This window comes from Oscillatoria nigro-viridis PCC 7112 (assembly GCF_000317475.1).
In the GTDB taxonomy this organism is placed as follows: domain Bacteria; phylum Cyanobacteriota; class Cyanobacteriia; order Cyanobacteriales; family Microcoleaceae; genus Microcoleus; species Microcoleus nigroviridis.
This window is the reverse complement of record NC_019730.1, coordinates 123,815-148,137: the sequence shown is the minus strand read 5'-3', so window position 1 is coordinate 148,137 and position 24,323 is coordinate 123,815. Positions and strand designations below refer to the sequence as shown.

15 protein-coding genes and 4 pseudogenes are annotated in these 24,323 nt (G+C 43.4%); 13 read left to right on the top strand and 6 right to left on the bottom strand.

Features of this window, described 5'->3' with window-relative positions:
- Positions 1-6: 6 nt before the first annotated feature.
- Entirely contained in the window at positions 7-7,044 is a 7,038-nt protein-coding gene (locus OSC7112_RS32680; RefSeq protein ID WP_015179706.1) for a PAS domain S-box protein, read from the bottom strand.
- Between the two features lie 150 nt (positions 7,045-7,194).
- Here OSC7112_RS32680 and OSC7112_RS32675 point away from each other — a divergent pair, with 150 nt between their 5' ends.
- The 7 genes from OSC7112_RS32675 to OSC7112_RS32650 all read left to right on the top strand — a co-directional run bounded on the left by OSC7112_RS32675 (position 7,195) and on the right by OSC7112_RS32650 (position 13,369).
- On the top strand, positions 7,195-7,698 hold the full coding sequence (locus OSC7112_RS32675) for a WD40 repeat domain-containing protein (RefSeq protein ID WP_015179705.1): 504 nt from the start codon (positions 7,195-7,197) through the stop codon (positions 7,696-7,698).
- A 483-nt stretch (positions 7,699-8,181) separates the two neighbouring features.
- Positions 8,182-8,880: a hydrolase gene (locus OSC7112_RS32670; protein WP_015179704.1), complete on the top strand. Its 699-nt coding sequence runs from the start codon at positions 8,182-8,184 to the stop codon at positions 8,878-8,880.
- A 162-nt stretch (positions 8,881-9,042) separates the two neighbouring features.
- Positions 9,043-9,705 (top strand): isochorismate family cysteine hydrolase YcaC, encoded by a 663-nt coding sequence (ycaC, locus tag OSC7112_RS32665; RefSeq protein WP_015179703.1) that lies wholly within the window; start codon positions 9,043-9,045, stop codon positions 9,703-9,705.
- A 167-nt stretch (positions 9,706-9,872) separates the two neighbouring features.
- Entirely contained in the window at positions 9,873-11,429 is a 1,557-nt protein-coding gene (locus OSC7112_RS32660) for an iron uptake porin (RefSeq protein ID WP_015179702.1), read from the top strand.
- A gap of 69 nt (positions 11,430-11,498) precedes the next feature.
- Positions 11,499-12,077 carry a putative antibiotic biosynthesis monooxygenase gene (locus OSC7112_RS32655; RefSeq protein ID WP_015179701.1) on the top strand — a complete coding sequence of 193 codons (579 nt, stop codon included), beginning with the start codon at positions 11,499-11,501 and terminating at the stop codon, positions 12,075-12,077.
- A 36-nt stretch (positions 12,078-12,113) separates the two neighbouring features.
- Positions 12,114-12,389: a UBP-type zinc finger domain-containing protein gene (locus OSC7112_RS36655; RefSeq protein WP_015179700.1), complete on the top strand. Its 276-nt coding sequence runs from the start codon at positions 12,114-12,116 to the stop codon at positions 12,387-12,389.
- 32 nt (positions 12,390-12,421) lie between these two features.
- Complete coding sequence (locus OSC7112_RS32650) at positions 12,422-13,369, top strand: DUF5996 family protein (RefSeq protein WP_150111746.1); 948 nt, start codon at positions 12,422-12,424, stop codon at positions 13,367-13,369.
- Between the two features lie 132 nt (positions 13,370-13,501).
- Here OSC7112_RS32650 and OSC7112_RS32645 read toward each other — a convergent pair.
- Positions 13,502-14,076: pseudogene (locus OSC7112_RS32645) on the bottom strand (IS1 family transposase); the annotation flags it as partial.
- Between the two features lie 277 nt (positions 14,077-14,353).
- Between OSC7112_RS32645 and OSC7112_RS36650 the strand changes: the two are divergent.
- Positions 14,354-15,848 (top strand): annotated as a pseudogene (locus OSC7112_RS36650) (IS5 family transposase).
- 76 nt (positions 15,849-15,924) lie between these two features.
- Here the strand turns inward: OSC7112_RS36650 and OSC7112_RS38965 are convergent.
- From OSC7112_RS38965 to OSC7112_RS37525, 3 genes and pseudogenes are all read right to left on the bottom strand, one after another.
- Positions 15,925-16,035, bottom strand: a pseudogene (locus tag OSC7112_RS38965) (IS1/IS1595 family N-terminal zinc-binding domain-containing protein); the annotation flags it as partial.
- Positions 16,036-16,421: 386 nt separating this feature from the next.
- Positions 16,422-18,278, bottom strand: coding sequence for a bifunctional 3'-5' exonuclease/DNA polymerase (locus tag OSC7112_RS32635; protein ID WP_015179698.1), 1,857 nt, complete (start codon positions 18,276-18,278; stop codon positions 16,422-16,424).
- Between the two features lie 255 nt (positions 18,279-18,533).
- Positions 18,534-19,529, bottom strand: a pseudogene (locus OSC7112_RS37525) (IS630 family transposase).
- A 699-nt stretch (positions 19,530-20,228) separates the two neighbouring features.
- Here OSC7112_RS37525 and OSC7112_RS32625 point away from each other — a divergent pair.
- The 5 genes from OSC7112_RS32625 (at position 20,229) to OSC7112_RS42060 (ending at position 23,269) form a co-directional block, all read left to right on the top strand.
- Positions 20,229-20,414, top strand: coding sequence for a hypothetical protein (locus OSC7112_RS32625; protein WP_015179697.1), 186 nt, complete (start codon positions 20,229-20,231; stop codon positions 20,412-20,414).
- A 323-nt stretch (positions 20,415-20,737) separates the two neighbouring features.
- Positions 20,738-21,967 carry an RNA-guided endonuclease InsQ/TnpB family protein gene (locus OSC7112_RS32620; RefSeq protein WP_015179696.1) on the top strand — a complete coding sequence of 410 codons (1,230 nt, stop codon included), beginning with the start codon at positions 20,738-20,740 and terminating at the stop codon, positions 21,965-21,967.
- 4 nt (positions 21,968-21,971) lie between these two features.
- Complete coding sequence (locus OSC7112_RS32615) at positions 21,972-22,439, top strand: hypothetical protein (RefSeq protein ID WP_015179695.1); 468 nt, start codon at positions 21,972-21,974, stop codon at positions 22,437-22,439.
- Between the two features lie 444 nt (positions 22,440-22,883).
- Positions 22,884-23,138 (top strand): type II toxin-antitoxin system ParD family antitoxin, encoded by a 255-nt coding sequence (locus OSC7112_RS32610; protein ID WP_015179693.1) that lies wholly within the window; start codon positions 22,884-22,886, stop codon positions 23,136-23,138.
- The gene (locus OSC7112_RS42060; RefSeq protein WP_015179692.1) at positions 23,138-23,269 is read left to right on the top strand and encodes a hypothetical protein; all 132 of its coding nucleotides are present in this window, start codon (positions 23,138-23,140) and stop codon (positions 23,267-23,269) included. The genes OSC7112_RS32610 and OSC7112_RS42060 overlap by 1 nt, the downstream gene beginning before the upstream one ends.
- On the opposite strand, the gene OSC7112_RS32605 is transcribed toward OSC7112_RS42060, so the two are convergent.
- Positions 23,247-24,313, bottom strand: a protein-coding gene (locus OSC7112_RS32605; RefSeq protein ID WP_150111564.1) for an ISKra4-like element ISOni2 family transposase whose coding sequence is annotated in 2 segments (ribosomal slippage) — positions 23,247-24,145 and positions 24,145-24,313 — 1,068 coding nt in all. Because the reading frame shifts where the segments join, the coding sequence is not laid out codon by codon here. The genes OSC7112_RS42060 and OSC7112_RS32605 overlap by 23 nt on opposite strands.
- Positions 24,314-24,323 lie beyond the last annotated feature (10 nt).

Here is a 24,323-nt window from a genome sequence, read left to right as displayed (position 1 = left end):
GCTCACTCAAAGGTTGACGGTGACAATAATTTCTGTTCCTTGTCCAGGTTGACTCCTAATCGTGAGTTGTGCGCCGATGCGCTCAGCCCGTTCGCTCATGCCGAGTAAGCCAAAACCCTCAGAGGCTGAAATACTGCCAACTCCAAAGCCCTGTCCATTGTCTCTCACGCGCAAGCAAAACTGATCGCGATCATAGACTAGCTCCACTCGAATTTCGTCAGCATTGGCGTATCTAATCGCATTAGTTAATGCTTCCTGCCCAATCCGTAGTAAGTTATTCTCGACTTCAGTGGGTAGAGAATACACTGCACCCTCAATCTCATAATATAGAGTGACATCCATTGCGGCAGTTCTGATTTGAGCGATGAGACGATGGAGAGCGCTCTGTAAACTGCCCTCCTCCAAAAGCTGAGGACGGAGTGCCACGACCGATCGCCGCGCTTCAGTCAGTCCAGTTCGCGCCAATTCTTTGATCAGGTCTAGGTGTGCCTGAGCTGCTTCTACATCATCCGTGAGCACCTGGTTTGCAGCTCCGACCTGAGCCAGAATACCTGTAAACGACTGAGCGAGTGTGTCGTGAATTTCGCGTGCCATGCGGTTACGCTCCTCTAAAATTGAGGTTACTTCTGCTTGCTTTTGCAGCGTAATATCTCGCGACAGCCAAATTACCTGATCGTGGCTGATTGGGGCAATGCGAGCTGAAAACCAGGCTTCTCGTCCATTTAAAAATGCACTGTACTCGACTGTAAGGATTTGTTGGGTTCTCAGCACCTGCTGAATATAACCTAGAAATTCATCGGCTTGTTCCTCTCCGAGTTGATGCATGGTTTTACCAATCATCTCCTCAAAGGGCTGCCATAGCAGATTTGGCTCCTGTACGATTATTTCAAGGAATTGCCCTTCAGCAGACAGTACAAACAGTGGATCAGGAATTGCCTCAATTAGAGTCCGTAGCTTTGTCTCTGATGCTTGTAGGGCTGCTTCTGCTTGCTTGCGATCATCGATATCCGTAAAAACTCCCAACGCTCGGATGGGTTCACCGGATTCATTCCAGGTAACAATTTTGCCAACATCAAAAATCCATTTCCACTGACCATCCTGGGTACGACGGCGATACTCTACTTGAAAGTTAGAGACTTCTTCAGTAAGACTAGCATGGTAAGCTGCAACCACTGATTCTCTATCGTCAGGATGCAAACTCTCAATCCACTTAGATGTGGTCACATGATATGTTGCTGGATCGTAGCCCAGCATTAAAGCGTATCCTGGGTTAACCACGATTTCTTCAGTTTTGATATTGAGATCGTAGAGTCCTTGATTTGAAGCGGTTAATGCTAAGCGTAGTCGTTCTTCACTCGTTTGTAGAGCGGCTTCTGCTTGCTTGCGATCGCTAATATCCGCAATCACCCCTTCAATGTAGTCATCGTCTGCATTCAGATAAGCAGAGAAAAGTCCCCAAAACACTGTCCCATCTCGTTTTCGCCCCTGTGCTTCATAGCTTCGCACTTCCCCATCCCGCTTCAGCACCTCAAGGAATTTTTGGCGATCGCTGGGATTTACATAGTAGTCTGTGGCGTGTTCAAGCCCAATCATCTCCTCTGATGAATCAAAGCCAAGCAGATTGGCATAGCATTGATTGGCATCGAGAAGTAATCCATCCGAGAGGCGGGTGCGGAAGATGCCAACCTGCGAGTTTTCAAAGATCGTTCTGAACTTAGCTTCACTGCGTTGTAATGCCTCTTCTGCTTGTTTACGCTGGGTGGTATCGTTGCCAACCGATAAGATTTCAACGACCTCTCCCTGTTCATTGAAGATGGCTTGATTCGACCAGGCAATCCAAACCCGTCTACCGTCTCGACAAAGGTTCTCATTCTCGGTTTGCAAGTAAGCTTGAGGCAAGGAATCTTCAAGATTGTGAAACAGATTGTGAACAAGCTGCTTGAGATTACGTCCAGATGTTTCGGTTTCTGGAACGATTGTTTCTAGTAGGGTACGCCCTAGAATCTGATCTTCCTCATAGCCCAAAAAGCTCAGTCCATAGTCATTCATGTATCGAATTCGTCCTTGCCTATCCGTGCGAAGGATGATTGAATTCGCAGTTTGGATCAGGTTACGGTAATTGGCCTCACTTTGTCGTAACGCAGCAGTTCGTTCTGCGACCTGTTGCTCTAAAGTGAAGTTGTAGTCGGCTAGCAGTTTCTCGGCTTGTTTGCGCTCTGTAATGTCCTCAAAGGTAGCGATCGCATAAGTGATATTGCCCTGTCGATCAAAAACGGGTGTTCCCCGTGCCTCAATTAAAATTGTGACCTGATCTCGACGAATTTCTATATCTTCAGTCCTAACGTGTTCGCCTCTTAATGCCCGCACAATAGGCAAGCTCTCCGCTGGATAGATTTGATCCGTTCCCGCTACATAAAGCTGATAAGCCTCTGATATCTGCTCCGGTGCTATGGAAGTATCTGTTTCTTTGCCCCTGAGTTGATTGCCGCATTGGTTGATATAGTAAGGGCGACCTGCCGCATCCACGATCGCAATTCCCACCGGAATCGCTTCAAGGAACTGGGTAATCTTGCTTTCCTTAGCCTGCAGCTCTGAGTAAAGGTTGGCATTTTCGATGGCGATCGCTGCTTGAGTCGATAATAGCTGCAAGACCTGCGATCGCTCTGGTGTAAAGACTCCAACTGCTAACCGATTTTCTAAATACAATACACCGACCAGCTTGGCTTGATTCAGCAGCGGCAAACAGAAAATAGATTGAGGCTGGTTCTGTTGAATGTATGGCTCATTAATAAAAGCACCTTCACGAGTCGCATCATTTAAGGTGACAGGCTTCAGAGTCCGAATCACATATTGAATGATTGACTCTGGCAATTGATCGGCAATGGGAATAGACTGTAACACCTGAGTCGCACAAGCATTCTCATCGGCATTGAGTTCACAAGCCGCTTCAATCAACCATTCTCCTGAGTTTTCTAAAATCAGATATCCGGTTTGTGCGCCAGCATTCTCAATTAAAATTTTCATCAGCGATCGCAGCAATTGCTTCAGTTCAATTTCACGAGAAATCGCCTGTGAAGCTTTCATCACTGCTGCTAAATCGAAAGCAGTATGGAAGGGATTAGTGATAGTTTCAGCAGTAATAGGAATTGATGTGGAAGCGGCTCTAGACGACTGAGAAAAGAACTGTGGATAGCGAGTTTCTAAGTCTTTGACTTTAGCGGTTGCGCCCCAGCGATCGTAGCAATAGTGAGCCTCTTTCATGTAGGTTTGAGCAATTTTTTCTCGACCTCGCGCCAGATAATGCTTAGCCGCTAATTCATAAGCTAATGCTTCTTCTTGGATATACTCATTTTCAGCGGCACCTGCGATCGCCCGTTCATAAAACTCCTCAGCATCAGGAAATTGCCCTAAGACTCGCGCTTTCTCTGCCTCGACTAGATAAAATTTATGTAGATAATTCATTGGGGCATGTTCTGCCCATTTCTGCATCTTTTCTTGGTTGGTGTTAACAGAGTTTAGCCAAGCTAATTTTTCAGAGTTTGAAGCATCGAGCGATAGGCTCAAAAGCGCCAGAGAATGATAGAAGCAGAATACAGGTAAAACCGTTATTGCTGTCACCTCTTCAAAATGTTGCCTTGCTAAAATACCAGTCTGTATAGCTTGATGATAGTCTTCAAATAAATAATGCAATATAACTTTGTACAGGTATAGCATTTTAATTGCACTTCCATCTTTAACTGCAAGGGCGTGTGGTAATGCCTCCTCTTCATTACACACCCGACCAACTAAGCGGCTGGGATTCTCAGACCTATCTAGCAAATTAAGAATGGTCTGCCACAGTATTGCAAGCCAATTCGAGGGGCTTTCCCGTCTGATTTGGTTGATCGCTTTGCTGTAAGTTGCTGTTTTTTGTTCTAGTTGGGTAAGTTTCTCTCCAGCAAAAAATGAGTTATGGCACACGAAATATGCAGTATAACCAGCAGATTCAAAGTCTCCGGTTTCCACCGCATTTTGATAAGCATCAACCAGAAATGTTATTGTTCTCCTAAGATGCACCTTCCAGTGCAGGATATGGAAACTCGAAAACATTAATGTTTTCGAGTTTCCTTTTTTGCTATGCAATCGTTCTGCCAGGCTGAGAGCCAGTTGTCCAAATTTATAACCAAGTTCAATATCTTGAACAACTCCACATAGAACAGATGCGTAAGCAACATAACTATGTGGTGACCAGGTAGTACTACCGTAGTTAACTGACAGATTTACCCTCTTACATACAATCAGTATCCACAGTGTTGGTAATGTTATAAATACAGCAGACCCCATATTCGCTAGGATTGACATAGCTGCCAGTGGTTCTGGTGCAGTCATCTCTGGTAAATTGATCAAGTCTTCGATTTCTCGTTCAGCAAGTAGTGCAGCCGTTGACTCCAATTCCCTTTGAATATCTGCCTGACTTGGATTTTCTATTAAATCTATTCCCAAGAACTTTAACGCTTCTAATCCAGTTTTTAGTACTTCTTTCAGGTTGCCCTGTGACAAATATCCTTGAATTCTGCTATCGTAAGCCTGCACTTTGTCAACCACTGTTTTGCCACGATCAAGTACCACTTCTACCAACTGTTCCATCTCATCAAAGTGACCCTGGAGATACGCCGCTTCTGCTGCTTCTGAGTACAGCGCTAAGGTAAGGTCATACTCACTCTGCCAACTCTCTGAATTGAGGAGGTGAAACCCTGTAGTGAAATACTTAAAAGCTGCTTCATAAGCCGTTGCTACCTTTGCTTTCTGACCTGCCATTAAATTCAATCTGGCAATTTCAGTTCGTTCTGATTGAGCAGTGACTAGCTCAAGTCCTTGATTGAGATGATCGATGATTTCAAACAACCGATCGGATCGTTGCTCTGGTGAAGTTTTTTCGAGCAAATTGCGACCGATTTGGAGATGAACAACCTGTTTCTGCGATTCATCAATCAAAGCATAAGCCGCTTGCTGAACGCGATCGTGCAGAAACTTATACTCTTGAACTAACAAATCTTCGTCCAAGTCAGACAGAGGTTGAATTAATCCCGCTTGTATTGCTTCTAATAAATCCTGGAAAATTGCTTTCGGTGATTTTTCGCAAACGATCGCTAACGTCTCTAAATCAAATTCAGCCCCGATACAAGCGGCTATGCAGAGAATTTGCTGTGTTGCTTCCGGCAATTTCTGCAACTGACGCAGCAGCAACTCCACCACATTAGCAGTGATATCTTGAGCTTCAATCTCAGTTAAGTTGCACTGCCAACTCAACTGTTGGGCATCAAAGGTCAACAGGTTTTCGCCATACAGCAGCTTCAAAAATTCACCAACAAAGAAAGGGTTGCCCTCGGTTTTACGCAACACGACTTGGGCTAAGGAACGAACGGCATCAGGATTGCGATGTAACGTCTCAGCCACCAGTTGAGTCAACGGTTCCAGCGTTAAAGGAGTCAGGGTAATTTCTTGAATCGCTGCACCCTGATTTCGCAAACTCTCCAACATCAAAATTAATGAATGCGTTGGAGATACTTCATGATCTCGATAGGCTCCGATCAAAAACAGGGATTGAGTTTGCTCGTCAAGCAATATGAGTTCAATTAACTTCAGCGTTGCAGAATCGATCCACTGTAGATCGTCTAAAAAGATGACCAGGGGATGCTCTTTTGCACAAAACACCCGCACAAACCTTTGAAACGTGAGATTGAAGCGATTCTGTGCTTCTGTTGCTCCAACTTCGGGCACAGGTGGCTGCTTGCCAATAATGAATTCAACTTCGGGGATGACATCTACGATAATTTGTCCGTTGCTTCCTAAAGCACTGAGTAGACGCGATCGCCACAATTCCACCTGTTCATTGGGTTCGCCCAATAGTTGCTGCACCAATTTTTGCAGGGCATCGACGATCGCGCTGTAGGGAATATTGCGTCGGAATTGGTCAAACTTACCCCAGATAAAATAGCCGTGCTTTGCGGTGATTGGTCTAAAGAGTTCCTGTACCAATGCTGTTTTGCCAATGCCAGAGTAACCAGAGACCAGCATCATTTCACGGACTGCCTTACTCCCTACTACTCTGTCAAACGCTACCCATAATGCTGCAATCTCCGCTTCTCGCCCATACAGTTTTTGAGGAATGCGGAACTGCTCGGAAACATCTTGCCGTCCCAACGATATGGCGTTAATCTGACCCATTTCTGCCAGTTGTTGGGCACAGCGCTCTAGATCTGCTTTGATGCCCCAGGCACTTTGATAACGATCCTCCGCATTCTTTGCCATCAGTTTCAAAATCAGGTTTGAAACAGGTTGGGGGATCGTGGCATTCAATTCATGCGGGGGAATCGGCGGTGTAGCAATGTGGCAGTGGACTAGTTCCAGGAGATATTGAGTGGGAAACGGCAATTGTCCCGTCAACAGTTTGTAGAAGGTTGCACCCAGTGAATAAAAATCGGTGCGATAGTCGAGCATCCGGTTCATTCGCCCGGTTTGCTCTGGCGACAAATAGGCGGGGGTTCCTTCTAGAAGATAGAGACTTTTGAATGTGGGATTGGTGCGACTGAAGCGAGTGGCAATGCCAAAATCAATGATTTTGACAACGCCAGTCCTCGGATTAAAGACAATGTTGCCAGGATTAATGTCTTTATGGATGACATGAGCCGCATGGATTTTGCCTAGAGTATCAGTAATGGCGATCGCCATATTCAAAAAAACCGACAGCGGCATAGGAGAGAAATCTAATTGTTGCCGCATCCAGCATTCTAAAGACTCTCCACCAAAGTCTTCCAAAAGAATAACCAGCGTGCGCTGGTAGTCTTGTTGGCTGTATGCCTTGACTACGCCTTCAATGTTGAGAAAACGAGTAATTTCATACTCCTGCCGATAGCGAGTTAATTCATGAGGAGAGGGATAATCCTGCTTGAGAACTTTGACAATCACTGCACAATCATTTTGCTCTCTGATGCCCCGATACACCAAAGAAGCTAGGCTCTCATAGATTTTGCTGTGGATAGTAATTCCAGGCAGGGTAATCATTGAATGCTCCCTCGATAAAGGACTGTCATCCGTTTCCCAAAGTATATCGCTTGCCAAGCTCCAGACTATAAAGCTCCTTGTGTAGCTCTTTATATCTTGACTTGTAATTGCTCAACTCAGTAGCCAATCAGACTGGTGTGAGGCAAGGGCATGGGAAATAGCCTGGAAGGCAGAGATACTCTGACGGCGAGCCGTATTACTGGGGTGTGTCGGTATGTATTGCAGGGGCATACAGGAGGGGTTTTCACTTTAGCATTTGCAGCCCACGATCGGCAGCTAATCAGCGGTAATTTTGATCGAACCATCCGAGTCTGGAATCTACAAACTGGTGAAAGTGTAAAAGTCTTGCGGGGACATACGGGTGGGATCTGGTCGGTTGCTGTATGCCTTGATAATCAACTATTAGCGAGTGGCAGTGGCGATCGGACTATTCGGCTCTGGAATCTGCAAACTGGATCTTGTTTGAACGTCTTGCACGAACACACCAGTTGGGTCACGTCAGTCAGCTTTAGCCCAGATGGTCAGTTTTTAATCAGTAGCAGTAACGATCGCACCCTTAAAGTGTGGGACATCGCTACCGGATTTTGCATTCAGACATTGATGGTCGATCAATTGTATGAATGTACTTTCGATCGAATTCGGATTCTAACTTAAGTTAGAGCCAGCCTTCTACTCTGCGATGGAACAGTTAATCTATCAATTTGCACTGTAAAAAATTTAACTTGCTATAGGCGACAGCTTGAAGGTGACCCCCTATATTGAATTTGTGCAAACAGTCATGCAAATGGATCGAGCAAGTAAATTGCACGGTTCCATGCTTGAAGGCATGAATATTCAAGGTGCAACTGGATTAACGTACGCTCAAGCAGCGACGTTGAAAGCATTAGGAGCAATTTCATAGTGAAGCGATCGCCCTTTGGGCACGCGACGCGAACACCTTAACTCTATGCTTAACTCACGGATCTTAAGTGGTGAAATTTGGGGTTGTCTTGCAGACTCAGTTCATGGCGCGATCGCTTACGTCATCAACCCTTGAGGGTAAACAGACGTTTCATTTAAAAGCACAAGCAGAGATGTTTAGCTTTTGATTTCATTCTGCAATTCCTCATTCACCAATCGCTCAAATAGGAGAGTTCAATGTCTAAAAATCAAAAAATCGGTCTAGAAGGACTGCTTCGTCCAGAAGATAGCATCCTGGTACTGATTGACCATCAGCCCTATCAGTTCACCAACTTGAACAGCCATGAACCTACGATGATCATTAACAATGTTATTGGTCTTGCCAAATCAGCAAAGGTGTTCAACGTACCCACAATCCTGACCACAGTCATTGAAGAAAGAGGGGGTTATATCATTAAGGGACTACAGGATGTTTTTCCCGATCAAAAACCGATTAACCGCACTTTCATCAATACCTGGGAAGATCCAAATGTGACAGATATAGTGAAGAAAAGTGGCCGCAAGCAACTTATACTTGCTGCGCTTTGGACCGAGATTTGTCTCGCAATGCCAGCAATCCAGGCGCTGGGTGAAGGTTATGACGTATTCATCGTTACCGATGCTTCGGGCGGTGTTACTACGGAAGCTCATGACATGGCGGTTCGCCGGATGGTTCAGGCTGGTGCAGTTCCAATCAACTGGATGGCTGTACTTGCTGAATGGCAACGTGACTGGGCACGCACAGAAACATCTGCGGGTGTATCAGAGATTCTTCTTGAGCATGGCGGTGCTAGTGCGGTTGCCCTTGCATGGGAACTTCAGCTCCTTGCAACAACCCCTCCAGCGGACGGCAAACCTGTCCAGGTCAGCAATTCCTCCATCTTCATGGGTCGATAGTAAAATCCCATTGCCACCAGAAGATTAGCGAGGGAAATACTCTCTAAACACAGTCTTCGTCCCTGCTATGACAAACAGCAGGTTAGGGACAGAAACTCTCTTATCCCTGATTCCATCCTGCAATTCCTCATTCACCAATCACTCAAATAGGAGAATTACCTAATGTCTACATTCAAGTACAATCGTCTAGACAAGAATAATGCTGCGGTTTTACTGGTGGATCACCAAACTGGACTATTCTCGCTTGTGCGGGATATTGGTGCTGCTGACTTCAAAAATAATGTCCTAGCGCTAGCAAGTATAGCCAAGTTTTTCAACCTGCCTACTGTTTTGACTACTAGCTTTGAGGACGGTCCCAATGGAGTCATCCTGTCGGAACTGAAGGAGAAGTTTCCTGATGCTCCCTTCATTCCGCGCCCCGGACAGATCAACGCTTGGGACAATGAGGAATTTGTTAAAGCCGTAGAAGCAACGGGTAAGAAGCAATTGATTATTGCCGGAATTGTCACGGATGTCTGTGTCACTTTTTGCGCGCTTTCAGCATTGGAGGCAGGGTATGACGTTTTTGTTGTCACTGATGCCTCTGGCACCTTCGATGAAGCCTGCCGCGATGCAGCTTGGGATCGGATGTCTCGTGCTGGCGCTCAGTTGGTCAATTGGTTTAGCGTTGTTTGTGAATTGCACCGTGATTGGCGTAACGATATTGAAGGGCTAGGTAATCTCCTTGCAGAGTTTATTCCTGACTACAAAAACCTAATGACGAGCTATGCAGCAACATCAAATGCTGGCTCTGCCAATCGTGAACGCCTCATGACTCGTGTGTAACTGAGTAGATGTTGTCATTGCTCAGAGATCCAGTTCATTTGCAGCATTGAAGCAGCACTGGATGATTTCGTGGAGGCTAGGAACGATCTCTGGCGATCGCTCCTAGCCAAGGTGACTGCTGCCGAAAATTGCCAAGAAATGCCGTGTTTTGAGGGGATTGATTCTCAATGAAACTTCTCTTTCAGTCGATTCTCTCATCGTGTCTGCTCTTTGGAGGCTCTCTGATTCACCCATCCCTGGTTGAGTCTGCCATTGCCCAGGATACCTTGCAAGGTCAAGTCACCTCTGTGAATCAACTGGCTGATGTGCAACCTACCGATTGGGCATTTGCAGCATTACAAGCCTTAGTCGATCGCTACGACTGTATGGTTGGTTCTCCAAATCAACTATTTCAGGGCAATCGAGCCATTACTCGTTATGAGTTTGCTGCTGGGCTAAATGCTTGTCTAGATCGGCTAAATCAGCTACTAGCCAGTGCAACAGTAGATCTGGCGGAAAGAGAAAATCTACAAACACTACAAAGACTTCAAGCGGAATTTGCATCAGAACTCTCAATATTGCGTGGACAGGTAGATTCCTTAGAAACCCGCACAACTCGATTAGAGTCTCAGCTATTCTCCCCTACAACAAAATTGACTGGAGAGGTCGTTTTTGCTGTGAGCGGTGCATTTGGTAGTGATATAGCTGTACCAGCAGGAGACACACCTGGTTCTAGGGGTGAGATCGGTGACACTATCATTTTTAGCGGTCGTGCGCGGTTGATCTCGGACACCAGTTTTACGGGGCAAGATTTACTGAGAATTCGATTTCAGGCTGGTAATATTCCAAACTTTAGAGCAGCCACAGGAACCAATATGGCTCGCCTAAGTTTTGATGGTAATACAGACAATCAGTTCATTCTCAATCAACTTTATTATCAATTTCCCATCGGGTCAGATACTAGGGTGACTGCGATCGCCCAGGGCACTTTGTTTGATGTGGTTGATACGATTAACCCTCTATTGGGAAGTGATGGCAGAGGTTCGATTTCCGCATTTGGGGTGCGTAGCCCTATCTATCGTGAAGAAACAGGTGGGACAGGTGTTGGTATCAACCATAACTTTAACTCAGCCATCAATTTGACACTGGTTTATCTTGCTAGTAACGCCAACAACCCGACTGCGGGAGCTGGATTATTTGATGGTTCTTACTCTGCCTTAGCACAACTGACACTCAAACCCACAGAATCCTTAAGTTTGGGCTTAACCTATGCTCGTTCTTTGAATTCGATTGATATTGGTACAAGTAGTGCCATTACCAATGATCCGTTTAATGGAAACAGTACCAGCATTGTTGGGGATAGCTATAGTCTTACGGCTTCCTGGCTCGTTAACCCTGCTTTCAGATTGGGAGGATGGATAGGATATCTCCGGGCATCGGCGCAAGACCTCTCCAATGCTCCTACTGCTGAGATTTTTTACTACGCAGTTAATTTTGGATTTCCAGATTTGGGTAAGGAAGGAAACTTATTAGGTTTTGTTTTTGGACAACCGCCTAGAGTGATCAGCAATCAGTTTGGAGTAATCGATCTTAGCACCTCATTGCACTTTGAAATCTTCTACCGGTTTCAAATGAACTACCATCTCTCAATCACTCCTGGTGTAATCGTCATTACCAACCCTGAACACAACAGCAATAATGACACGATTTTTGTTGGCATTATTCGGATGACGTTTCAGTTTTAGAGTCTATACAGGCACGGTAAGAGCTGTTTTTCTGTTTTAACCATCCAATTTCCCCGACTGTTAAATTCTATGTTGGAAGAACCATTGGCGAGCAATACCAGTCAAGAAAACTATCTAGTCACCGCCGTGATTTCTCATATCGTGAGACCAGGACGTGAACAAGGTTATGAAGCATGGTTTCATGGCATCGCCGCAGATGCACGAAAATTCAAGGGACATTTAGGTGTCAGCACGATTCGACCTCGTGATCATGATCATCCTGAATACGTGGTCATTCTCAAGTTCGATTGCTACAACAATCTCAAAACCTGGATTGAATCAGATATTCGGCAAGAATGGATTGAGCGACTACAACCCTTAATTGAAAAGCCAGAAGCAATTCAAACCCTGACTGGGCTGGAAACCTGGTTTACGCTTCCTGACAAGCCGATGAAGGCTCCACCCCCGCGCTACAAAATGGCGATCGTCACATGGCTGGCAGTGTTTTTTACGATATCTATTCTCAATCGTTTGCTAGTACCACTCCTAGCGGGGCTTCCGGTATTGCTCAGAACGTTGTTGGTTACAGGTCTAACGGTTGCCCTGCTGACCTACGTGATTATGCCGCGCCTCACCCAACTTTTTCGCAAATGGCTGTATCCCATTTGATCGAGTACATATCTTGCACATTCACAGGAATCTTCCATGTCTTGTCAACACCTGAACGAACTGACGCTAGAGACTATGATTTCAAAAGCCAATTACCCGGTATTCCGCTGTGAGGAATGCCTGCGAGTTGGCGCTCGCTGGGTTCACTTGAGAATTTGTCAAACCTGCGGCAAAATGCTGTGCTGCGACTCGTCTAAAAATCAACACGCTCGCCGCCATTACGAAGAAAGTGGACATGCGGTGATTAGTTCAGCCGAATTGGGAGAACAATGGCTGTGGTGTTTTACCGACGAACAACAGAAGAACTATTGAGCGCGCGCCCCTTTTCTACTCGCGAGGAAACCATGATGTCAAATCAGCCTGCCCTAACAGATATTTGGCCGAGTTTACCCCTGGACGCATGGCAAGAGACCTATGCCACCTTGCACATGTGGACTCAAATCATCGGCAAAATCCGATTAGCCCAAACTCCGTGGATTAATCATTCCTGGCATATTCCCCTCTATCTAACCGTTCGGGGACTGACCACTTCCACGATTCCCTATGGCAGCCGGATCTTTCAAATCGACTTTGATTTCATTGATCATGAGTTGCTGATTCAAACCAGTGAAGGGGCAAGACGGGCGATCGCCCTCTACCCTCGCTCTGTTGCTGATTTTTATCAGACTGTGATGGAAACTCTGAGAGAATTAGATCTTCACATCACCATCAACACCAAACCGAATGAAGTTCCAGATCCCATTCGATTTGAGCAGGATGAAACCCATGCTGCTTATGATGCAGACTATGCCAATCGATGCTGGCGAGTGCTGCTACAGTCTGATCGCGTCTTTCGAGAATTTCGCTCACATTTTTCCGGCAAGGTTAGTCCGGTTCATTTTTTCTGGGGGAGTTTTGATTTAGCAGTGACTCGCTTTTCTGGGCGATCGGCTCCTGAGCATCCGGGAGGGGTGCCAAATCTACCGGATGCAGTGGCGCAGGAAGCCTATTCCCAGGAAGTCAGTAGTGCCGGATTTTGGCCCGGAGCCGGATTATCATACCCAGCGTTTTATTCCTATGCGTACCCAGAACCCGATGGGTTTAAGCAGGCTACGATTCGTCCCGATGCTGCATTTTACAGTCAAGAATTGGGCGAGTTTATTTTGCCCTATGATGCTGTCCGTGAGGCAGAATCACCGGATCAGATGTTGTTAGAGTTCTTGCAAAGCACCTACGAAGCTGCCGCCAAGTTCGGCAACTGGAATCAAGAAGAACTCAAGCAGTTGACATTTAAGTCGCAACTGCATCCTTAAATTGACGTTTAACTGGCAGATATTAAGTGGTGAAATGTAGGACTGTTTCGCAGACTGGTTTATTGGACGCGAGAGTGGAAAAAAGTTGGGGATTGCAACGACAAGGTAGGCGTTGCTGAATGATGCCATGAATCATTGAGGAATTGGCACATCCCAGAACTTGAGGTAGTGTAGCAACAATCTGATCGAGTGTCTCAGCATTTCCTCTGACGAGTGAATAACAAAGTGTCTTGCGATGCAGTCGGGCTTGCGTAATGCCGTAACCGTGTGTTTTCACCTTCTACCCTGGTCATGTAAGTCTTGCGGTGGGCTCTGATCTCCATCTGGAATAAATCCTGGATAGACTGGCCAGCCGTCCGTGACATAAAAAGAACAATTCCATGTTGCTACAAGCTCCCACAAGGGGGCAAAGGTCTTCGCACGCTCGGTCGCCCAAAACCCACCCTAAAATTCCTGGCTTAAAGTGGTCTACTGCTGTCCACAACCAGATTTTTTTTTGCCCTACAAAAGTTTCTAGTTCATCCAACTCCCCCACTTCTGGAGTGGTCTCGCTCGTCATAGGCGGACGGTAGGCGTTCTCCTACTTGTCTGACCCAATTAATGACGGTGGTGTGATGGACTCCTGTGACGCGCTCAATACCTCGAAATTTCATGCCGTTGACATACATTTTCAAACATTGCGCTTTAATTTCATCTGAGTATCCTTGGAAGATTGTGTGGCTCTACCGAACTTGCTATGCTTGGTCTACAGTCGAAACAGCCAAAAGCCCGAGTTGGCAAAGGTTTGATTTTCTGATAGTTCTATTTTGATCAACTTTTCGGCAAACTATTACTGCATAACCTTTTTGGCGATTTCTTACATAGGGCTTGCTGAATCAGTGAGAAAAGTAAACAGTGTATGGGTTTTCCGAACAAAAAAGTAGTAAGGGTCGCCGTGAAAAACAGGTATAATCAGTCAAAACCCGTGCATCACCACCTGCGATCGTGTATAGAAAAGCTGAGCTTGCCCCAAGCTCCCCATCCGACTTTGAACTCCCCTTTGAAGGAAGATTGTCAGAAGATAACCGTTGGGTAAAAATGACCCAACTAATTCCTTGGTTAGAATTTGAATCAGAATATGCTGCAAATTTTCCGACCGAAATGGGAGCACCCGCTTGCATCATTTAGGATGGCATTAGGGGCATTAATTATCAAAGAAAAGCTGGGAATCAGCGACATAGAAACAGTAGAACAGATCCGAGAAAACCCATACCTGCAATACTTTATAGGTCAATCAACATACAGTAATGAACCCCCATTTGATCCATCATTATTAGTCCACTTTCGGCAGCGAATCAGTGCAAACTTAATCAAGAAAGTGAACGAACGGATGGTGGAAAAAATGCGCGAAACCACCCCAAAACCGCCCGAAAAAAAAAGGATTCGGACGCAAAAAATGAATTAACCAATCAAGAAAAATTAGTCATAGATGCGACCTGTGCTCCAGCAGATATTAGCTATCCCACCGACTTAGGGCTATTAAACCGAGCCAGAGTTCATACCGAAAAAATCATCGATATTCTCTATAAATCCCTCAAAGTAAAAATCAATAAAAAACCCAGAACCTACCGGAAAATAGCCAGGAAAGACTACTTAGCAGTAGCAAAACAACGACGACCTAAACGAAACAAAAAATCCAAGCCCTTAAAAAACAACTGCAATATATCAAAAGAAACCTCGCTAATATTGAACAGCTAATCGAATCAGGTGCCACCCTACAAAGTTTGACCAAAAAGCAATATAAAACCTTGCTAGTTCTCACAGAAGTCTATCGCCAACAACTCTGGTTATTGGAAAATAAAAAACAGAGTATATCGGACAGTTGGGGTAAGTTTAAGCCAACCGCACATCCGTCCCATTGTTAGAGGAAAAGCAGGAAAACCCGTAGAGTTTGGAGCTAAACTGTCAGCGAGTTGCAGTGAAGGATATGTATTTTTAGACCGGATAAGTTGGGATAACTTTAACGAATCAGGAGACTTAAAAGCACTCATTTGAAGCATTTAAAATTTACACAGGATGCTATCCAGAATCAGTCCATGCCGATCGCATTTATCGAACCAGGGAAAATCGAGCCTGGTGTAAAGAAAGAGGAATTAGAATTAGTGGCCCCCCTTTAGGAAGGCCACCAGCAATTGTTAGTAAGGAAACCAAGAAACAAGCCTGGGAAGATGAAAGAATTCGTAACTCTATTGAGGGCAAATTTGGACAAGGTAAAAGAAGATTTAGCTTGAATCGAGTGATGGCAAAGCTTGATAATACTTCGGAAACAGCTATTGCTATTACTTTTTTAGTGATGAACCTTGCTACCTGGTTAAGACGGGTTTTTTGTGTGTTTTTATGTCAAAAACCAAAAATCACACCTATTTATGGTTCAATGATTATTAAAAGCTATAACTGGGCAAGTTATAGTCAACAAAAAGTTATGTTTTGCCGAGCTTGAATTGCCCATTAATTGCGATCGCGATTTTTCCTAACTTATTCAGTAAGCCCTACATACTAAGTTCGGTAGAACCGATTGTGTAAACATCAATAAACTGACGATGACAATCGACACCAATATGATTTTGCTTCCCTCTCATCTTGCCATTTTTACGGATATGGCTGGAGCCACATTCAGGACATTTCATTAGATTTAACCTCAATTCATATCACTATTATGCAACGCCCATTTTTTTATGATCATAATCAAGTATTGCATATAATTGTATCATAGTCTTGATAATGATTTAGGCTTGTTGTATTCAGCTTGGTGCAGCATGGCAATAGCGCATTTTGATAATTTACCAACCATATTTGCGGCTTGGTTACTAACAGTGAGAATTACATTCATTATGTTTTGAAATCAACTGTTCACTTGCACCTCAACAATCGTTGTTTAGGGGTGGGAGGTTGGGCGCGGAATTATGCGGTGACTGTTAGGGGAATGGGGAGTGGTCAGGAAGTGGAATTTTCACAGCAATGCCTGGGGTGCCGTTTCTCCCCTCCCCACTCCCAATCTTTCCCCGTTAATCTCTTACCCTCCCCAACTTTCCATCACCTTAATTTCTACCTCGCAAGGAATCGGAGATAGAAATTTATTCCCGGCTCTCACCATACATTTTTTAAGCAAGGCTTTAACTGGCCTCACTTCTTCAAGAGGACACTCTATTAAAATTTCATCGTGAACGACACAAATTAGTTTACCACCAGTGCTACTCAGAGGCATAAAAAGTAGAGCAAGAGCGAGTTTAGTAATGTCAGCACTCATCCCTTGAATTGGGTTATTTAGCATTTCATTAAGCAGCGGCTTAGTATCTTTTGACCATAATCTCCTTCTGCCTAAGACTGTGCGACTCTCTCGAATACCTCGGCTCCAGGCGCTCTGAACTTTGCTGTGAAATTGTTTGATACCTGTATAGGATTCAAAGAACTTCTTACGAAAGTGTGAAGCTTGTTGCAGCGTTAAAGTGACTCCATGCTCTGCTTGAGCCATATTCTTAAATTTCTGTGCTCCCATGCCATAAATTAAACCGAAGTTAATAATTTTACCGAGCTGTCTGTCTTCGAGAGTAATTTCCGATAAGGGTTTTGCCAGCACCAAAGAAGCGGTCAGAGAGTGCAAATCTTCCCCTTGAGAGTAGGCTTTCACCATCGTGCGATCGCCCGAAACCTTCGCCATGATCCGCAGTTCAATCTGGCTGTAATCGGCTTTGAGCAGGACGTAACCAGGTGCAGCTTTAAAACACTGTCGGGTTTCCTTGTCTCTGGGGATATTCGTTAAATTTGGCTCTCGACAACTAAACCGTCCCGATCTAGCACCAATCTGAAACCAATTGGGATGAATGCGCGCTGTAATCGGGTGAATGCGTTCAGGTAAACCCAGAGTAAAAGTATCGATACGAGCCGATAAACTGCGGTATTCTAACAGTGCTTGAATAACGGGATACTCGCCTTGCAAAGGAATTAAATGTTGAGAGCTAGTGGAAGTAACAGGAATACCTTTTTCTTGCAAAGCTGCTAAGACTTGTTTGGGAGAGCGAGGATTAATTGTATCCGTAAATTCTGGCAGCAGAGAGATTTGTTGATTAGGGTTAGGTCGATGGAGTTGTGAATTAATTTGTTTTAAAAGAGAGTCGCGTTGATAACAGAGCTTGAGTCCCAAAACTTTCCACTGTTCTCTATCTAAAAGCATTCCGTTGAGTTCCATAGAAGCCACCGCAGGCAGACAAGCAAACTCTAGTAAAGCAGTTTTCCAAAGCTTAGAAGCTTTCAGTTTTTGTTGCAGAGCAGCAGCCAGCGGGAGTAAGATTGCAGCATCGGTAGCAGCATATTGCAGTTGAGCGAGTGTTAAGTTTCCCGACCAATTGCTAACTTGCTGCGTTTTGTCTAGCTTTACTTTCAACAAATTCTCAGTAACAGACTCTAGGGACAGATGCCGTTTTAGTCCAGCCGTCAGCACTCGGTAAGCCAAATAGGTATCGAAAAAGGGTTTGGATGGTTCCAGTCCGGCAAAAGCGAGCATTTGCCATTCAAATTTGAGGTTGTGACCTACCTTCAGTGCAGGACTCGCTAAGAGCAAGCGTAATGGTTCGAGAGAACTCGGTTCAATTGCCCATAAATCTACAATGATTACTGGATGGTCAGGAATGGCAAGTTGTAACAATCTAATTTTGGCTTTGTAGGGGTCAAGCCCTGTTGTTTCGCAGTCTATACCGATGATTTTGGCTTGTTGGAATGGTTGAAGGGCTGTTTCAAGATTGAAAGCAGTATCGATCAGTTGATAAGGAGTTTTAAGTGTAACTTGCAACTGAGCTATTTTAAGTTTGTCTGGACTCAAAACAGTTGGGATAGCGGTTGATTGTTTCTGCTCTTTTAGTGGATTAGGTTTCATAATTAGTTCCGTTTATAAAAAAGTGAAAGAATATCAATCTGTCCCTAATGCACAAAATATTACTATTTGTAAGGAGGTCTTCGACATTAAATAGCTTGAGGATGATGGGTTGTATTTGGGAAGTATACGAGTTTTAAGTCAATACGCTTGGGTTCAGAATAATTTGACTTCCTTTCACAAATCTGGAATTCCCAAAAATCCGTGAAATGAAATTCGTCTGAAAGCGCTAACCCAAGCGTATTGAGTTATAAGTAGTTAAGCAAAATTAATTACATAATTATCTCCAAATTCTTTAAGAATTCTTTCTACAGATGAAACAAGAGATGGCCAGCTAGAGTAGGCATCTATTTCGAGCCAGTGATATTTGATAAACCGCCACAAAATCTCTATTAAATTTAATTCAGGTGAATAAGTAGGCAATTCAAATATAGTTAAACCGCGTTCTTTCCATTCTTCAATTTTCTCGAAAATGGCATTGCTAGTATGAATAGAAGCGTCGATATACTACAATAACTGTTGGCCGCTCCACCACAGCAAAGAAAGTATCTATGCAGGCTATGATTACATCAGAATTAATAGTCTGCTCTGAAACATAAGCATGAAGAGTGTTTTGCCGATTCATGATTCCCAAGACATTTAAACGCTTAGTTCTACGACTATCAATTGACAAATATTCACCAATATCTTGCCATCCATAAGGGACACAAGGAATGCCACAAAATCCGGATTCATCCAAATAGTATAAATCAATTTTTCCCTCAGATTCTAAGTGTTTTAATTCTGACAGTTTTTCTTTTTTTTCCTTGTATTCTATGGGGTCTGGCTTGCCGCCAACACCTCGACGCATCCTATGCCAACTCATCCTTTTTTTTTATTCTCTTAATTGTTTCCGTACTTATATTAATAGACCATTCTTCTTTGATTTTTTGTACTACTTGCTTTAATTGTTTTGGTTGCAATTTTACCCAGTCTCTAATTTGATCTGATTGTGCGGAATTAAATGTTTCTTTTCTGCCTCTACCTGGTTTATTATATAATCCGAGCATTCCCTCATCTTCCCATCGATTCAACCAGTTATACATGGTCTTATAACTAATTTTAAAGATTTTCATTAAATTTTCATTTTTGATATTTTGTGAAGCCAAAATTAAAAACTGTGCTTGCTAGGCGCACTTGATGATGTCTGCTTTCGCGATAAATTCGGTTTAGCAATTTCAAGGAAAGTGGATTAATATCTCGAAGGAAAAACATATAAAACCTCTTTGAACACAACTTGATATTTTTTATTATATCATATTAGTTGTTTGTGTAATTAATTTTGTTTGACTACTTAAGTCAGTTTTTGGTAAATCAATTTAAGTCCTGAACTTTAGGAATAAGGCAAGAGACATAAAGGATGGCGGTTGGTCTAAAAAAAACCAGTGGTTGCCTGGTTTGGATTTAAAATAGTTGCCAACTTTAGAGTCGGCAACAGTTGTTTAGGCTATCCCCAGGGCCGCCTAAAAAGTCGCAGCCTGGTTTGCTATCTGTAATCTTTTTACAAACGGCTGCGTTAGCGTCTGTTGTCATTAAGAGCAAAAAGGCTTGTTAGAGCGATAGCGAGGAGTTTTTTCATAACGGTGAACTCAGATGTATGAACTTCACCGATGCAGCACTGTTAAGTGCGACTTTAATTCGGAAGGATTAGATTTTAAAAAAAATTTAACAGAGAGGTGGATGGGAAAATATTGTTTGAATTTAAATTTAAAAATTATGACTATAATGTAACTGACTTTCCCACTTACCGAGCTTTTTTATGAGTAATTCAATTCCCTCCCAGCCCCAATCCACAATAGATGATACAACCAGTTAAGCTGTTCGACATTCAAACTGCACTATTTGTGGGCCAGACCCCATACTGCAAGGGGTTAAGGCAATAAATTTAAATGACTAACAGCTTATCCGCGCTTGATGGAACTGATAGAAGCAGAAGATGCAGCTAATGAAGAAGTTGGCTGCGGTCGGAATTTGGGTAATAAACCTTCAGTTTATCTAAAAACCTGCGGTATCAATATCTCTGATGAAAAGCTAAGAAATTTGTTAAGGGAGTATTTAGCTAAACAGACGGGAATCCCCACACTAATCGAAGCGATATAGTGTGGGATGAAAGGCGCGGTGAGGCGAGGATTCCACCCGTCAACCAATTCAAAACTATGTTTTGAGCGGTGGGCGGGTGGATGACGAGATAAACAAACTCTTTATTCGAGGGGTCTATTTTGTCCTTCAATACACTTTTTTGATCATTTCATAATTATGTCGCCAGTCGAAGTTTGGTAATAAAAATTAACATTTGAGGATAGAAACCTCTCTGATTCTATGAATAAAATATTCACTCATAAACTTGACAGCAAGTAACGTATGCAAGTACAGTAACACTAATTGATAAGTAGCGACTGCAATTTAATATTGGCCCCGCAGCAATGAGAACTTCTTACCAGTATCGATTACGTCCAACAAAGTTGCAAGCCACTGAGATTGACAGATGGTTGTCAATGTTGTGTGCACAGTACAACTATTTGTTGGCAGATCGATTCAACTGGTACGAACAAAACCGCTCCTCCATCAATGCGTGTCCGCTAGTTTGCTACTTGCCTGAACTGCGAGATAATCCAGATTACTACAGTCAGAAAAAGACGTTACCTCACCTCAAAAAAACTCATCCTTGGTATGCCGGGATTTACTCTCAAGTCCTCCAAGATGTAGTTAAACGAGTTAAAGTAACTTTCGAGCGTTTTTTAAAAGGTGATAGCAGCGGAAAACGTAGCGGTAGACCAAGATTTAAACCACGTAGTCGTTACCGCACGTTTACTTATCCTCAAGTTAAAGACGGCTGTCTACAAAATAACTTAATCAACTTGCCGATGCTCGGAAAAGTTAAAGTTATTTTACACCGTTCAATACCTGCTGGCTTAAAAATCAAAACTGTCTCTATCACCAAAAAAGCTGATGGTTACTATGTGACTCTCAGCTTAGAAGATTCAACAGTCCCTGAAATAAAACCCGATTTCAATCCTCAAAAGATTGTTGGAATTGATGTAGGGCTGAAAGATTTTTTGACAACCTCAGAAAACGAGACTGTGGCAATTCCTCAACATTACCGCAAAGCTCAAAAACGCCTGCGAACCATTCAGAAGCGAGTCTCACGTCGCAAAAAAGGCAGTAACCGCAGGCAAAAAGCAGTTAAGCAACTGGGGAAGTGTCACAAGAAAGTAGCGGACAAACGTAAAGACTTTCATTTCAAAACTGCCAACGATCTTTTGAAGAAATATGATGTTGTTGCAGTTGAAGACTTGAATGTTAAGGGACTTGCTCGTACAAAGCTAGCTAAATCTGTGTTGGATGCTGGGTGGTCAAGGTTTCTGTCGATACTGACAAACAAAGCCGTAAATGCTGGTTTGTTGGTGATTCCAGTAAGTGCCTACAATACTTCACAAGATTGTTCTAGTTGTGGTGAAAAAGTACCAAAAAAGCTGCATGAAAGATGGCACGACTGTCCGAATTGTGGATGCAGTCTTGACCGCGACCATAATGCAGCTATCGTGATTAAAAATAGGGCGGTGGGTCATCCCGTCTTTAAAGCTCAGTTAATGTCCGAAGCAATAGCTGGAGTCGCTGAGAAGCCTGCACCATACTGTACGCAGTGGGTGTAGGAGAATGTCACGTCATTTATTGATGGAGCTAGATTTTGACTCAATCATTAACCAGGTGAGTCGTTTCGTAGAGTCATTAGTCGTGCAGGAACACACTCAATTAGAGCAGACAAGACCGACATTAATGCTCTTAGAATCAGTTTTTGAGCAAATTCCTGCGAAAGAACTCAAACAATGTATTGAGTCAGAATTGGGGGAGTTTTGTTCGGAAACTGCGATCGAGCAAATTGTTCAGTACACTGGTCAAGTGATTCACTATTCAATTCTCCAACCTCGACATAAGTGGCCCAAACCTATTTGGGTACTAAGTGCTCTTGAGAAGGTGTATATTGCTCAGGCATCTAGTTTAGATGCAGCAATTGCCCAAGTTAAAGGACAATATTCCCACGAAACCGGAGAGCTGCAAGTAATAAAAGTCGGAGGTGTTCTCGCACCAAACCAAGTGATTTGCTTGGAGTTATTGAACACTTAAAAAATGCGGAATATTTCCGGTATTCTGAGTAACGCTGGAGGATGTCTTGTGCAGTTAGCAGTTTCATTGCATAATAGCCAAAAGTTTTCAGCGATGTGAGCGCGATCGCGGTTGGAAAAATGAACTTGCTCAAAATGTTGGGTACGATCGCTCTCTCCAGGTCAACTGTAGGTAATCCTTGTAGATTCTGATTAGTTGGAAACCCACTTGGGGCCTGATTATACATCTCCATAAATTACAGATAAGTCTAAGCAGGATAAGGGTTTCAGATTCATTTTTGGAGATGTCTATTGGTTCATTTCGATCGATCGCGAGAGTTACTTGAGAAATTGCTCAACTCGCTTGTACACAAGAGCGAGTTTTTTAGTACAATAATAACAACGATTGCTATTCCCTGTTATTAAGGCGAAAATGGAATAGCCCAAATTACAGGAGGACTCAGGCATGAACGTGTCTTTGACACCAGAGTTAGAGCAGTATGTCCAGGAGAAAGTCTCAAGCGGACTGTATTATTCTGCTAGCGAGGTAATCCGTGAAGGGTTGCGCCTGTTGAAAGAACGGGAACAATTCCAGCAAACTCGCTTGCAGGAATTGCGGCAGGAAATTCAGGTAGGGCTAGACAGCGGTGAGGCAACTCCCTTGGATATGCCAGCAATCAAGGCAAAAGCGCGGCAGCGTCGGCGGAGGAAACCGCAGTAATGGCCACGATCGTTAAACGCCCGCGTGCTGAACTGGATTTGCTAGATATTTGGGACTACATCGCTGATGATAGTTTAGATCGGGGTGCATCTCACTTTGGCAAATACATCAAATTGAAAGTTGACCGTTGAGATAAGCACAGCGAAGAGAAAGGATAGAGGGAACGCTCTCAATCTTCCATTGCGCTCCTGATATTTTTACCCTAAACCCAATTCGTTTAATGATTGATTCAACTGTTCCAGAACCTATCGAACTTATGGATTCTTCTTTATAGTATTGGTAGTTGACTATTCGGCAGCGATGAGTCTCTAAATAATTACAAAATGTTTTAAATGCTTGTTTTTTCATCTCTTTAAATAGATTGATAACTTCATCTATTTTACCTTGCCACAACATATTTTCTGCTAATTTCAAACGTTTTAGCGAACCTCCTACCTTGTAAAGATTTTCTTTCAGATGATACCAATCTAAGATTTCTTGTCTTTGTTCAGTATCTCCTATTTCTTGAAATATTTTCCAAATTCCCGCATGACCGTCTCCTAGGCAATACATAGGATGTCGCAATTTTTGGCTATTAGTCCAATCAATTAAATTTTGATTATTTTGAAAAGATGCTCCCGAATAAACATTATCTAAACAAATGGCTTTATAGTCTTTCCAGTAACAACCCTCGCCTTTGGTGTCGTTGCGTAGCCTGACTTTCCCGCCATCTAATGTAATTTCTTGAACTCCTTGTTTAGATGTAGGTAATTCAAATTCTTGTCGTTTGACTAATCTTTGTAATGTACTATGAGAGACTTTGATTCCGGTGAAAATCTCTAAATCTTTTTCTGCCATTTGATAAGATTCGTTGGCACTAATTAAAAGACAGCATTTTTCCATCATTGGACTGAATTGACTATACGCTTTCAATCCAAAATATTTCGCTTGATTGTCGGTAATTTCGAGCGAACCGACTATTGATTTTATTTTTCTGGGTTTTCCTGTTTGAATTCCTGATACTGCTGAAAAAAAAAGTTACCTAGTTCTGGTCCCACTTCTTCTAGCATTTTCTGACGGAGAGACTTTTCTATGCTATCAAAGCTTTCTAACTCGCTTGGAGCTGTATTTCTGTAAAGAATTTCTGCTGCCGCTTTTAAGTAGACTTTTAGCTGTTCTTGGTCTGAGGGTGTCATTTTCTTTACC